Source organism: Peribacillus sp. FSL M8-0224 (assembly GCF_038003055.1).
Lineage (GTDB): Bacteria > Bacillota > Bacilli > Bacillales > DSM-1321 > Peribacillus > Peribacillus frigoritolerans.
On sequence record NZ_JBBOOJ010000001.1, the window covers coordinates 1,197,609 to 1,210,920 of the forward strand.

17 protein-coding genes are annotated in these 13,312 nt (G+C 40.3%); 13 read left to right on the plus strand and 4 right to left on the minus strand.

The window, feature by feature from the left end:
- Positions 1-41 precede the first annotated feature (41 nt).
- From cyoE to MKX49_RS05845, 7 genes are all read left to right on the plus strand, one after another.
- The gene (gene cyoE / locus MKX49_RS05815; RefSeq protein WP_340875615.1) at positions 42-980 is read left to right on the plus strand and encodes a heme o synthase; all 939 of its coding nucleotides are present in this window, start codon (positions 42-44) and stop codon (positions 978-980) included.
- Positions 981-1,233: 253 nt separating this feature from the next.
- Complete coding sequence (gene coxB, locus MKX49_RS05820) at positions 1,234-2,316, plus strand: cytochrome c oxidase subunit II (RefSeq protein ID WP_340875618.1); 1,083 nt, start codon at positions 1,234-1,236, stop codon at positions 2,314-2,316.
- 24 nt (positions 2,317-2,340) lie between these two features.
- A complete protein-coding gene (gene ctaD, locus MKX49_RS05825; protein WP_336862818.1) occupies positions 2,341-4,212 on the plus strand; it encodes a cytochrome c oxidase subunit I in 1,872 nt (623 codons plus the stop codon).
- The gene (locus MKX49_RS05830; RefSeq protein ID WP_336862819.1) at positions 4,212-4,841 is read left to right on the plus strand and encodes a cytochrome (ubi)quinol oxidase subunit III; all 630 of its coding nucleotides are present in this window, start codon (positions 4,212-4,214) and stop codon (positions 4,839-4,841) included. The genes ctaD and MKX49_RS05830 overlap by 1 nt, the downstream gene beginning before the upstream one ends.
- A 3-nt stretch (positions 4,842-4,844) precedes the next feature.
- Complete coding sequence (ctaF, locus tag MKX49_RS05835) at positions 4,845-5,180, plus strand: cytochrome c oxidase subunit IVB (protein ID WP_063596329.1); 336 nt, start codon at positions 4,845-4,847, stop codon at positions 5,178-5,180.
- Between the two features lie 138 nt (positions 5,181-5,318).
- Positions 5,319-6,230, plus strand: a complete 912-nt coding sequence (ctaG, locus tag MKX49_RS05840; RefSeq protein ID WP_340878483.1) for a cytochrome c oxidase assembly factor CtaG — start codon at positions 5,319-5,321, stop codon at positions 6,228-6,230.
- 207 nt (positions 6,231-6,437) lie between these two features.
- Positions 6,438-6,899: a DUF420 domain-containing protein gene (locus tag MKX49_RS05845; protein ID WP_048684536.1), complete on the plus strand. Its 462-nt coding sequence runs from the start codon at positions 6,438-6,440 to the stop codon at positions 6,897-6,899.
- Between the two features lie 110 nt (positions 6,900-7,009).
- Here the strand turns inward: MKX49_RS05845 and MKX49_RS05850 are convergent, their stop codons facing one another.
- A complete protein-coding gene (locus MKX49_RS05850; RefSeq protein WP_034313973.1) occupies positions 7,010-7,372 on the minus strand; it encodes a YugN family protein in 363 nt (120 codons plus the stop codon).
- Between the two features lie 345 nt (positions 7,373-7,717).
- On the opposite strand from MKX49_RS05850, the gene MKX49_RS05855 reads away from it, so the two are divergent.
- A complete protein-coding gene (locus MKX49_RS05855) occupies positions 7,718-8,752 on the plus strand; it encodes a CAP domain-containing protein (RefSeq protein WP_340875628.1) in 1,035 nt (344 codons plus the stop codon).
- A gap of 134 nt (positions 8,753-8,886) precedes the next feature.
- Here the strand turns inward: MKX49_RS05855 and MKX49_RS05860 are convergent, their stop codons facing one another.
- Both MKX49_RS05860 and MKX49_RS05865 read right to left on the minus strand, forming a co-directional pair.
- Positions 8,887-9,231 (minus strand): transposase, encoded by a 345-nt coding sequence (locus tag MKX49_RS05860; RefSeq protein WP_340875630.1) that lies wholly within the window; start codon positions 9,229-9,231, stop codon positions 8,887-8,889.
- 640 nt (positions 9,232-9,871) lie between these two features.
- Positions 9,872-9,979, minus strand: coding sequence for a hypothetical protein (locus MKX49_RS05865; protein ID WP_289349413.1), 108 nt, complete (start codon positions 9,977-9,979; stop codon positions 9,872-9,874).
- A 709-nt stretch (positions 9,980-10,688) separates the two neighbouring features.
- On the opposite strand from MKX49_RS05865, the gene MKX49_RS05870 reads away from it, so the two are divergent.
- From MKX49_RS05870 to MKX49_RS05885, 4 genes are read left to right on the plus strand one after another with little or no spacing between them, the layout of a single operon-like run.
- Entirely contained in the window at positions 10,689-11,120 is a 432-nt protein-coding gene (locus MKX49_RS05870; protein ID WP_063596327.1) for a YlbD family protein, read from the plus strand.
- A gap of 12 nt (positions 11,121-11,132) precedes the next feature.
- Positions 11,133-11,375 carry a YlbE-like family protein gene (locus tag MKX49_RS05875; RefSeq protein WP_034313959.1) on the plus strand — a complete coding sequence of 81 codons (243 nt, stop codon included), beginning with the start codon at positions 11,133-11,135 and terminating at the stop codon, positions 11,373-11,375.
- 60 nt (positions 11,376-11,435) lie between these two features.
- Complete coding sequence (locus MKX49_RS05880) at positions 11,436-11,861, plus strand: hypothetical protein (RefSeq protein ID WP_048684546.1); 426 nt, start codon at positions 11,436-11,438, stop codon at positions 11,859-11,861.
- 60 nt (positions 11,862-11,921) lie between these two features.
- The gene (locus MKX49_RS05885) at positions 11,922-12,371 is read left to right on the plus strand and encodes a YlbF family regulator (RefSeq protein ID WP_063596543.1); all 450 of its coding nucleotides are present in this window, start codon (positions 11,922-11,924) and stop codon (positions 12,369-12,371) included.
- Positions 12,372-12,544: 173 nt separating this feature from the next.
- On the opposite strand, the gene MKX49_RS05890 is transcribed toward MKX49_RS05885, so the two are convergent.
- Positions 12,545-12,868 (minus strand): hypothetical protein, encoded by a 324-nt coding sequence (locus MKX49_RS05890; protein ID WP_340875635.1) that lies wholly within the window; start codon positions 12,866-12,868, stop codon positions 12,545-12,547.
- 138 nt (positions 12,869-13,006) lie between these two features.
- Here MKX49_RS05890 and MKX49_RS05895 point away from each other — a divergent pair, with 138 nt between their 5' ends.
- Positions 13,007-13,282 carry a YlbG family protein gene (locus MKX49_RS05895; RefSeq protein WP_048684554.1) on the plus strand — a complete coding sequence of 92 codons (276 nt, stop codon included), beginning with the start codon at positions 13,007-13,009 and terminating at the stop codon, positions 13,280-13,282.
- Positions 13,283-13,312 lie beyond the last annotated feature (30 nt).

The following is a 13,312-nucleotide window of genomic DNA, read 5'->3' on the forward strand; positions in this document are numbered from 1 at the left end:
GCATTTGCGTCTGTGCTGAATGATTTAAAGGAGGAAAACAAATGTCAGAAACAAGGGGTTTGTCAGAAGCTGTCATGGAGGACAGTAAAGCCGCCCTTCAATCGGATATACCTGAAACAACAGCTTGGAAGGATTTTCTCGCACTTATAAAAGTGGGGATCGTCAATTCGAATATAATTACTGCTTTTACCGGCGTGTGGTTAGCTCTTCATTTTTCGGGGCTTAGCTTCTTAAGCAATCTAGATGTAGTGTTTTATACACTTGCAGGTTCGGCGCTCATAATGGCGGGTTCTTGCAGTTTCAATAATTATTATGACCGTGATATCGATCATTTAATGGAAAGAACGAAAAACCGTCCGACGGTAACCGGGAAAGTACAGCCTTCAAAGGTATTGGCGTTAAGTTTCGGCTTAATTGCTGCAGGGCTGATTTTACTTGCATTGACTAATATGACAACTGCCATACTGGGTGCATTCGGCGTCTTCGCCTATGTTGTTTTATATACTATGGTTTTCAAACGTAGATTTGTCTCGAATACGATAATAGGCAGTATATCCGGAGCGGTGCCTCCGCTTATCGGGTGGGCTGCGGTCGACCCGGGCCTTGATAAGATCGCCTGGGTCCTGTTCGCGATCATGTTCTTGTGGCAGCCCCCTCATTTTTATGCACTTGCAATGAGGCGTGTGGAAGAATATCGAGCAGCTGGAATACCTATGCTTCCGGTCGTAAAAGGGTTCAAGGCTGCAAAAAGATCGATTATGCTATGGATCATCTGTTTAATGTTCATTCCTTTCTTTTTAACTCCATTAGGAACACCGCTAGTTATTCTTGCTGCTTTATTGAGCACAGGTTGGCTTATTTTGGGAATTAAGGGGTATAAAAAGAAAGACGATATTAAATGGGCAACATCCATGTTTGTATATTCTTTAAATTATATGACCATTTTATTTGTAGCGATGGTTATTGTCACACTGATCTAGTTTTGGTTTAAATAAACTGGCGGCCTGTTCTTTTACAGGCTCCAGTTTACTGATAAATAAAGCACTGACCGCCATTCATACATATTAACGGAACCAACAGGGGCATACATAAGAGCGGTTACATGAATCAACTTAATAATTCCTTAGATTAGGGATTCTTTCTTTTTAGAAATTGACATAGAGAGAATATTCGCAATTGCGCCCATTTTTATTTTTGTGAGAAAATTTTGACGAAAGAGGGGTTTCTGAAGCTATGAAAAAAAGGCTGCACAAATGGCGCCTAATTGCTCTGCTGGGTATTGTAGGACTTGTCCTTTCGGGCTGCGGCGAACCATTTCTATCCGCGCTGAAGCCAGCTGGCGATGTTGCGCAATCTCAGTATGACTTACTGATATTGAGTACACTAATCATGGTACTGGTTATTATTGTTGTGATTATTTTGTTCGTTGTAGTTTTACTACGCTTCCGTCGGAAGGAAGGCGACGAAACAATACCGAAACAAATTGAAGGAAGTCATAAACTCGAAATTATCTGGACTGTTATTCCTATCCTTCTTTTAATTGTTCTGGCTGTTCCAACCGTCGTCACGACTTTTGACTTAGCCGACACAAAGGCAATGGATAAGAAAGATAAGGATGGAAAAACGAAGGATGCACTTGTCGTGAATGTTAGGGCAAACCTTTATTGGTGGGAGTTTGAATATCCAGACCTTGGCGTTGTAACAAGTCAGGATTTGGTTGTCCCGACAGATCGAAAAGTGTACTTCAATCTAACTGCTTCAGATGTTAAGCACTCATTCTGGGTACCTTCCGTCGGAGGAAAGATGGATACAAATACAGAAGGGGTCAATCAGTTTTTCTTAGAATTCGATAGTAAAAAGGCAGAAGATTCGAATAACTTATTCTACGGAAAATGTGCTGAGCTTTGCGGTCCTTCACATGCTTTGATGGATTTTAAAGTCATACCGAAGTCTAAAAGCGATTTTGAAGCATGGGCAAAAGATATGAAAGCCGCGAAGGAACCTGTCGTTGAAGGTGATCTAGCCAAACAGGGTGAAGACGTCTTTAATCAAAGTTGCATAGGCTGCCATGCGGTGACACCAAATGACAGCAGGCCTGAAGCTGCTCGTCAGGCTCCGAATCTGGCTACATTCGGTGAGCGTGAAAAAGTAGCTGGCGTATTGGATCATACGGAAGAGAATGTGAAGAAATGGATCAAGGATCCTGAGAAGTATAAACCGGGCAACACGATGACCGGTACTTACGGTGAACTTTCGGATTCAGATATTGATGCACTGGCAGCTTATCTATTAGAGCTTAAGGTGGAAGACAAATAGAACATTGATTAAGGAGGTTAAATCGTGAGTACGTACGCTAATAAAAAAGGATTTGGCGCTACGCTTTGGGATTATCTGACGACGGTAGACCATAAGAAAATCGCCATTTTATATCTTATCTCTGGCGGGTTATTCTTTGTAATCGGCGGTTTGGAAGCAATGTTTATCCGTATCCAGCTTGCAATCCCAAATAATGACTTCGTAAGTGCCGGATTTTATAATGAAATATTGACCATGCACGGTACGACTATGATATTTTTGGCAGCCATGCCGTTGGTGTTTGCTGTAATGAATGCGGTCGTACCCTTACAGATAGGGGCACGTGATGTTGCGTTCCCATTTTTGAATTCGTTAGGTTTTTGGCTGTTTTTCTTTGGGGGAGTCTTTCTGAATCTTTCATGGTTTTTAGGAGGGGCTCCTGATGCGGGCTGGACATCATATGCATCACTTTCCCTGCACTCAGAAGGCCATGGTATTGATTTTTACGTCCTGGGATTACAGATATCGGGATTGGGAACATTAATTGCGGGGATCAATTTCCTTGTAACCATTATTAATATGCGTGCGCCTGGTATGACATATATGCGTATGCCGCTGTTTACATGGTCAACCTTCGTTGTTTCCGCATTGATATTATTCGCTTTTCCTCCGCTTACCGTGGGATTGGTGTTAATGATGTTCGATAGGATGTTCGGTGCGAATTTCTTTGATGTAGCAGCAGGCGGGAATACGATCATTTGGGAGCATTTATTCTGGATATTCGGTCACCCGGAAGTATATATCCTGATCCTTCCTGCTTTCGGTATTTTTTCCGAAATTTTCGCTACCTTTTCAAGAAAAAGATTATTTGGATATTCATCGATGGTATTTGCAACCGTTTTAATCGGTTTCTTAGGTTTCATGGTTTGGGCGCATCACATGTTTACCACTGGCTTAGGCCCTATAGCGAATGCAATCTTTGCCGTGGCTACCATGGCTATCGCAGTTCCGACAGGTATTAAGATATTCAACTGGATCTTTACGATGTGGGGGGGAAGCGTCAAGTTCACGGTACCGATGCTTTATGCAGTTGCCTTTATCCCTACATTTACCATGGGTGGCGTGACAGGTATCATGCTCGCGTCAGCACCTGCTGATTATCAATACCATGATAGTTATTTCGTTGTTGCCCATTTCCACTATGTAATCGTCGGTGGGGTTGTATTGGGCTTACTGGCTGGAATCAATTTCTATTGGCCGAAAATGTTTGGAACGATGTTAAACGAGAAATTGGGGCAAATTACATTTTGGACGTTCTTGATCGGTTTCCATTTAACATTCTTCATCCAACATTTCTTAGGTTTAATGGGGATGCCTCGTCGCGTATTTACATTCTTGGACGATCAAGGTCTCAATACAGGTAATATGATCAGCACAGTCGGTGCCTTCTTAATGGCATTTGGTGTCTTGGTAATGATCATAAATATAATCATTACATCTGTAAAGAATGAGAAAGTCGGCAATGATCCATGGGGAGACGGCCGTACGCTTGAATGGGCCATTCCATCACCACCGCCGTTTTATAATTTCAAACAACTTCCGCTTGTCCGCGGATTGGATCCTTACTGGGTCGAAAAAATGGAAGGGAAAAAGGAAATGACTCCTGCAGAACCACTGGGGGATATCCATATGCCGAATTCATCTATACTCCCTTTAACGATTTCTTTCGGTTTATTTGTTGCCGCATTCGGTGCTTTATATAATATGGATGATAAGACATGGACCCTGCCTATAATGATTGTTGGTCTTTTGATCACGTTCGGTTCAATGTTTATCCGTTCCGTTAAAGACGATCATGGATACCACATTCATAAAGAAGACCTTTTGGACGATAAAGACAAGGGAGGTAAGGCATAATGCAAACAGATGAAAGATTCACGGATGCCACTTGGCCTGCTTCTCCCGAGAAAGCGACTTTAGAAGGTAAAAATAAGTATTTGGGATTCTGGTTGTTTCTTGGTGGAGAGACGGTACTATTCGCCTCACTTTTTGCAACATACCTTGCATTGAAGGATAAAGTTCCAAATGGTGATGCGGCCCTGGCAAAAGACTTATTCCAATTACCACTTACTTTTGTAGCAACCATGCTGTTATTGACCAGTTCATTAACCAGTGTGTATGCGATGTACCATATGAAAAATAACCACTTTAAACAGATGCAGGCTTGGCTTTTGATTACGGTTGTACTTGGTTTTGCTTTTCTGGGTCTTGAGATTTATGAATTTTATCACTATATACATGAATATAATCATACATTTACGAGCAGTGCATTCGGATCCGCATTCTATACGTTAGTTGGTTTTCATGGAGGACACGTTGCTTTTGGTCTGGTTTGGATCATATCTCTAATGGTTCGTAATGCAAGAAGGGGCTTGAATTTATATAACGCTCCTAAATTTTATGTTGCAAGTCTTTATTGGCATTTCATTGATGTAGTCTGGGTGTTTATCTTTACAGTCGTATATTTAATGGGAATGGTGGGATAACTGATGGCGAATGAACAATCAAATTCAGCGAACCCGAATGTCGATTTAAAATATCGCCGCAAGAAAAATGCTGAAGAGATGAAACACCAAGTGATAACATTTACACTTATGATTTTCTTTACATTACTTGCTTTTGCTGCTGTAGGAATTGAGGGTTTTTCACATTGGTTCATTAAACCAGTCATTTTGCTGCTGGCAGTTGTACAAGTGATTTTCCAATTGTATTATTTCATGCATATGAAGCATAAAGGCCATGGCACCATTGCATTGTTCTTGTTTTCCGGGCTTGCAGTCGGCTTGATAACGGTCCTTGTGTTCACAACGATTGTTTGGTTATAGACCATAAAGAAAATCGGCTATTGAATGATAGCCGGTTTTCTTTATGTGATGAGCTAGAAAAAGAATCCAAGTTTATCTATATTTGTTACCGGGTTTCATTTTAGTTATAATGAAAGTAAGAAAAAGTTCATGAACGAGGTGATTTTTTTGTCTATTGATATTTTCGGATTTCGTGCTTTATGGAGTCCTTATTATTTTGCCGTCCTCGTACTTATAACCGTTGGCTATTTTTGGCTGGTGACAAAAAAAAGGGAAAAGTTTTCGGGCAGTTCATCGCTTTCCGTTAAACAGGCTACTTATTTTTTGATAGCCATGTTCCTTCTATATGTTGTAAAAGGATCGCCACTGGACTTATTGAGCCATATCATGTTCAGTGCCCATATGTTTCAAATGGCACTGCTTTATCTCGTGATCCCGCCTTTATTTATCATTGCGGTTCCAGATTGGCTTTTAAGAACTTTCATAAATTCAAGGGGAGTGAAGACGTTATTTCAATTTTTCACGAAACCTCTTGTCGCCCTTTTACTATTTAATGTTCTTTTCTCTCTGTACCATATCCCATTAGTATTCGACTTTATCAAAACTGGCATGTGGTTTCATGCCGGATACACGGTCCTTTTATTTACGACTGCCGTTTTGATGTGGTTCCCGCTTGTCAATCAACTGCCGGAACGTGAAAGTCTATCAGGTGTGAAAAAAGTAGCTTATATTTTCGGTAGTGGCATTCTAATGACCCCTGCTTGCGCTTTAATCATTTTTGCTAATGATCCGATGTATGATACATTTACGAATGCGGAATCTTGGGCGAGTGCCATGGAACTTTGCGTTCCTGCTTCAGCACTGTCGGGCTTAACGCTCAGTGGCCCGGAAATGTTCAATGGACTGCCGTTGCTTGAGGATCAACAGCTTGGTGGGGTTCTGATGAAGGTGATTCAAGAAATCGTTTTAGGCTATGTATTAGGTGTCATTTTCTTTGCTTGGTTCAAAAAGGAGAATGGCGGCCAAAGTGATATCGATCCGATACCTTCGGATTTTCAGACTGTAGAATAATTGTACGATAAAAGACTTGTCTTGGGGCGGACAAGTCTTTTATCTGCCTTTGCCTGATTTTCGAATTAAAGCAAATTGCCAGTGATTTGACTTGGCTATTCTGTAAAAGTGAGCATTCTGTTAATAATCCTTGATTTTATTGAATTTTACGATTGCCTCTTATAAAATGGTAGTTGATTAATAAATATAGAGAGGACTACACTTCATATGTCTTTACCAATCCTTCCAACGATAAGTACAGCCTTCATTGTATTAAGTGCCATCACTGTTGCAATAGGCTGGTATCAAATTAAACAACGCAAAATCGAGACCCATAAAAAAACCATGATGGCAGCTGCGATTTTTGCGGTGATCTTTTTCACTATATATCTTTCTCGGACGGTCTTCATTGGTAGTACGTCATTTGGCGGACCCGATGACATAAAAATTTATTATACGATTTTTTTGATTTTCCATATAACGCTTGCAACAACTGGAGCTGTTTTGGGGATCATCATGCTTACCACTGGGTTTAAAGGTAAATTCGCGATTCATAAGAAAATCGGGCCGGCGACCAGCATCATTTGGTTTTTCACTGGGATTACTGGAGTAGCTGTTTACATCCTGCTTTATGTGATTTATCATGGCGGCGAAACAACATCTTTAATAAAGGCAATCCTAGGATTTTAAAATGAAAAAAAGCCTGGTGCAAAAAAAAGCATCAGGCTTTTGTATTGGATACAAAAAAGAGAGCATCACACATGATCCTCTCTCTTTGACCCACTTTTCGCTAACGGCTTTTACAGGCCGTTAAATTGTGTAAGTTCTTCTTTGATTTGAGCGAGGATTTTTTCACTTTGTTTAACTAGTGATGCAGGGAAATCCTCTCCTTCACCATATTCAACTCCGTGTGGATAATAGTGTTTTCCTAATAGAGGAACCATTAATTTGATGACGGCCCTGTGAGCGCCAACATCGCCCTCTGTAGCATAGCCAAGTATTCTCAGGTAAAACGTGCCTTCTTTTAATTCGAACTTACGATCGTAACTGACTCTTTCGTAATCCCATTGTTCTGCTCGTATTAAACCATATTGCGGCATTAGGTCATCTAGTCGGTTTAAGTCGGCTGTGATGTTTTCGATTCCAAAGCTTTCAAATTTCACGAGTAGTACCTCCTATGTTTACTATTGAGAATTAAAATGACATACCGGGAAAATATTATGTACATGAATATATTAAAAATCTCCAAGTATGTTTATAATATACCATTTTATCCTATATTTTATAATAGTACGAAATGGTTGAAGTTGCAATGAACTCAACCATGGTATTTCAATCATTCACAAAAGTTCCATTTTTTAAATAAATTTAATGAAGGGGCAGTCTATCGTAAATTAGAAAATTATGATTGAACAGTGATATAATCAGGAAAGAAAGGTTTTTGCATTGGATACATAAATTAGATAGAGAGAGGGAGTGTTCCTCTGCGCAGTTTAGGTAAGGTGTTGGTGTTAATCATTATTTTTTTCGTAATCGGTATTTATCTTAATATCGGCGATGAAGATGAAGGGAACCCTCTTATTGATGGTAACAAAGGTGTTAACCCCAATGGACATATAAATGAAAGAAGCACTTCCTCTGAAAAGGAAGGGGTTACTGAAGTGACAGAAGGTCTGGCGGTAACGATCGGGAAAAATGCAAAAGAGATAGAAAGGGAATACGGTAAGCCGGATCGAATTGATTTGTCTGCCTATGGATATGAATGGTGGGTTTATAAAAAGGACTATAATAATTATTTCCAATTAGCCGTTGAAAATGAAAAAGTGGTATCTGCTTTCGGAATCGGTGATGAGGTCAATGTCGCTCCTTTTAAAATTGGACAATCGATTGATGCCATCTATTCCAGTTTATATGTGGAACCTACTGTTGATATTGAAGTTGGTCACAGTTCCTATCGTTTTGAATTGTCGGAGGAAGATATGAACATGAGGCCGTTAATTGATTTAGGGAATATTAATGTTCAGCTTTATTTGGATAAATTCACGGGGACTGTTTCAAGCATCCGATTTTTGAATGATTCCGCCCTATTGAAACAAAAGCCATATGAGTTGACCTATCATGGTGAACTTGTGACAGTTAAGGACCTTTCAGATGAGGACATGGCGAAAGTGGAAGATGGAAATGAGCAGCAAATATTCGATATTACGAATATCATGCGCAGCAGATTTGATTTGAAGCCTTTAGAATGGGATGCCGCTACTGCGGAGGTTGCTTACCTTCATAGCCGGGAAATGAAGGACACCCCTGAAGGAACCCATGTTTCTGAAACAAAGGGGGATTTGGAAAATCGTCTTGATGCAGGTCATGTGAAATACAGGGTGGCCGGTGAAAATATAGCAGCCAATTATGTGGATGCAGCTGCAGTCATGGAAGGTTGGCTAAATAGCAAAGGGCATCGGGATGCGATGCTGAGCGAGGAATTTACAGGTCTGGGCGTCGGGGTATATAAAAAGTATTACACCCAGAATTTCATAAAGAGATAAAAAAACGGACCCGGTTTGGGTCCGTTTCAGTTTGTAGACAAAAGGGGTTCGGAATTAAAAAATTCCGAACCTTTAATATTCCCTTTGAAATTTTGACCAAAGGGTAAGAGATTTGAGTTCTTCGAGCCACTATGTTATGCCATTTTAGGACCTTGCCATGTCCACGTGGCCATCTTCTTTAAATTAATGGCAGCGAAAGTAAGCATCGCTTGCATCGGCAATTTTTCAAATCCCCTTAAAGTAGTCCATCGCATACCATGCTTTTCTTTTGCATCTGCGAATATACGCTCAACCGTTTCTTTGCGTTTCGCATATATAGGTTTTATATTTTGATGATGACGCAATGATCTGCTTCTTCCACAAATGCTTGCCAGATATGTCGTGTCACTACCTTTTGATGGTCTTTGCTTTCTGTACCGTGATAAATATGAGCATGTTGCACAAATTTGTTTTGGCGATTTGTACTCGCGATAGTCCACTTTATTTGTTGTTGAGTACTTTAAAGTTTCGCACGAAGAGCAAAGGTAACAAGAAACATAGTCATGTTTGCAAAAGAATCCTTCTTTTGTTCGAGGACGTGTATAGGGTAAAGCAGGTGTGATTACTTTGTTAAAAAGGTAGCTTGTAATCGCTGGTGTTTTATAAGCTGCATTTGCGGCAACTGCTTCTCGTTGCCAACTTTCTCAATCCTAGTAGCATCAAAATATGACTGTCATGCCAGTTGTTACAATTGTTCCTAATACAAAACGTTGCTGTCTGCGACCGCGTGGAATGAATAGGCGAACTGTTTTGTTCGTTTACCTTTCACATGGTAGCCACTCTCAGGATCCGTAGTACTTTCTTTAATTGCTTTGGTTTCTTCCTTATCAAATTTATCTGGTGGAAAAGGCTTCTTTCCATGGTTTTCACGATCTTGATTTATTTCATCTGGAAGACGTCATTGATATGCTCGTGTTTCTATGCGTACGATTTTCTTTTCAATTTGCGCTTATTCGCATTGGCTTTTACATGTGTGGAATCGCGAATACGTGTTCAGCGCTTATTAACTTTCTATCAGCAGCTGTTATTAAGATGCGATTGAAAATCTGTTCAAACGGGTCTGTATCTTTAAAACGTCGCTCATAATTTTTCCGAACTTTGAGAAATGAGGTGCTTATCATGAAAACTATAGCCTAAGAGCCAATGGTAAGCCATATTTGTTTCAGTTTCTTCAATCGCTTTACGCATGGAACGAATAACGAAAACGAAGGTATATTGAATGAATGTCAGTTTAACTGAATAACTGGATCAATACTGCGTGTCCTACCTCTGAATACATACCTTTCACCAAGTCATACATGAAAGTGAAGTCAATGTCAGCCTATATTTTACGAACCAAATGGTTCGGAGGCACCAATTGATCTAACGTAATCATTGATCTCGAATGGAAATATGTTTCGAAAGCATCCTCATCACTTCAAGTTTTAATAGATCTATTTCAAAACAAAAGACTGTAGGCTAAAACATAGTTGATTGGAACGGCAGGTGCGAGACTCCTGCGGGAATAGCGAGTCCAAGGGAGACCCCACAGGCGCAAGTACGCCGAGGAGGCTCCCGGACCGCCCGCGGAAAGCGAGTGCCTGAAGTGGAAATCAACGTCCAAATTTGTACAAGCAAAAAAAATGTAGACAAACTCGTTTTTCATCGAGTTTGACTACAGTCTGAAATGGACCCGGTTTGGGTCCGTTTTCTTGTTGTGGATCATATTTTTAAATTGACTAAAGGTCCCAACCAGTTGCATTCCCCTCGATGAGGATCTTTTGCCAATGGAGGTTTTTACATAACGAACTTGGATTCAGCAGTCACGCCCCATTGCATTAGAAAAGGAATTTATGCACTTTTTATTTACCTTTAGCATATGGTGCAATAGGCGATGTCTAAGTGTGAGGTGAGAGTAATGGCAAAAAGAAAGCGGCCCTCCGTGGATGGATTTCGGGAGTTTGTAAAGGAACATCCTCATTTAGTGAATGAAGTGAGAAGCAAACAAGCAACATGGCAGGAACTTTTTGAAGAGTGGTATTTACTCGGAGAAGATCATCCGCGCTGGCAGGCTGACGGCAGTGTGGGTGAGCCCAAAGAGAATACAGGATCTCCATCACCGCCGGTTGAAAAGGGAGACCAAAGCACTGAGTTGATCGGTTCGTTAATGAGTGCCGTTAAAAACATGGATATGGGGCAGATTCAACAATATATTACGAATGCCAATCAGGCCATCGGTGCAATCCAAGGAGTGCTATCTGCTTTCCAAGGGAATAAATCAGGTGATACCAGTCCTCCCCCAAAAGAAAAAGAGCAGAGAGCTAACCCTTTTTTATTCACCAAAGATTAAGGAGGGTTTTTCATGCGCCAGAATATATATGAATTCATTCAAACAAACGAAGATATGCGAAATTATTTGAGGGTTCAGCCTGCATGGTACAAAAGATTAATGCGTAATCCACATGAAGTGGATGTGTTTGAAACCGAAGCTAAATATTATTTTGAGAAGTCGATTCCACATCGGGTCTCTAAATTTTCGGAAAGCGTTCAGGTTGCCTCAATGATGCTTCATATGTTTCAAGCGATGAATGCTCCAAGTGAATGAAGAAAATAAGAGTAAATTACTCCTTTTGGCGAACAATAAAGGCAAAAGGGGGAAGATGGAATGAGAAAGTTGATATTGGCTCTAACAGTGTTGATGGCAGCGACGGGTTGTGGCAAGAAAATACCTGAACCTGAAAACTCAGGAGTAGCCATACAAGGTGTTTCTACACTAGAGGCTGCCACCACTGTATCGAGCATCAAAAACTCAGATGAGGACTTTCGGGTAAAAACATTTGTAAAAGGCAACTCCGTCTATGTTGAGTGCTACTTGAAAAACTATGGTTTTTCTGAATCAAATCCTGAACAATTGGCAACTGTGTCCGTATTTATTGATAATCAAAAGAAAGTCGATATGAAAACGGCAGCATTTATCGTAAAGGATGTTCCGAATGGCATGCATAAAATAAAGCTGGAGATTTTGAATGGTGCAGGTGAAAAAACAGGGCTGCAAAAAGAGATTGAGGTACATATCACTTCCTCGATTTAATCAAACCATTAGCATCTAAAAGGGAGAAATGGTAAAATGGTTGTGGAGGTGAGCTTGTTAATGCTTGCTACTATGGAAATCATCGACATTTTACATCAGGCTGATGGATTAGCTGAAATGATCCTTCATTCTGAAATAGGGGAAGAATACCTCCTTAGTTTATATAAATTACAAAACGACAAAGAGGCCCAGCGGATAATTTCAAAGTTTACTTCGCTTAAGGATCTATTTGAAGATGTTCAAAGGTTCGGTAAATATCATCCGGATTATAAACGCATCAATTTAGAAACGAGGCAAGCTAAACGAGACATGGATATGCATCCTGCCGTTGCAAGGTTTAAGCGGGCGGAGACCGAGTTGCAATCCGTTCTTGATGAAATAAGTGGAAGAATTGGCCGAGCTGTTTCTGAACAGGTCAAAACCCCGGCTGGGAATCCATTTTTTGTTTCATCCGGCGGATGTTCAACGGGAAGTTGCGGAACCGGGGGAAGTTGCGGGTGCTCTGCTTAAGGTAATGGCCAGATTGGGAACATTCCCGGCCGGTATATAACATGCAGCCATCGAAATTCGACATTAATACGAAGTTCGGTGGCTGTGTCATGTTTGGAACCTCGCCGAGACATGGTCATGAACAGATGCATGTTCTTTCATTGTACATATTCCGGATTCGTGGCAAAAAGCGATTAACTGCGATATAAAATACAATCCGGACAAAGGTTTCCGCAGCAAAACATCTTTTGCTGCGGCACATAAAAACGATGCCGGAATACATATAAATGTTCTTCCTGCCGTACGAAAATGGTTTCACAATGAAGCTGCTTGCCACGCATTGAAAGGCTTGCGGCTGTTTTTATTAAGAGAGGAAGCTTACCATCATCATTTGGTGCCGGATGATAATGGATATATATAAAGGGGATTCCTGTGAACTTTTTTATCGAAGCTTGGGTAATTTCATCATTATCCAATAGATGATCAATAAATTGATGCCAAATTTGGTTTAAATCCATCGTTTGTTTGACTCCCTTCACAGTGTATATATTCATAATAGTGAGAGAATTTTGTTTATAATCTTTTTTTCTTGGTTGAAAGTAAAGATTCTGCTATGCTACACTTAGTTAAAACCTTTATAAAAGGGAGTTATTGATATGCTTGGAGCGAGACAGGGAATCATCGTCTATTTACATACATTGAAACAAGCCAAAATGCTTAGGAAATTTGGAAATATCCATTATGTTTCAAAAAAGTTGAAATATGTCGTGCTTTATACGAATATGGATGAAGTGGAACCACTGGTGGAAAAACTGAATAATTATTCGTTCGTTAAAAAGGTGGACCTTTCTTACAAGCCTTTTTTGAAGGTGGAGTTCGAAAACTCCAAACCGGATAAAGCGAAAGAATATGATTATAAAATGGGAATTTGAAAAAAGCTGACTCATGCGGAGTCAGCTTTT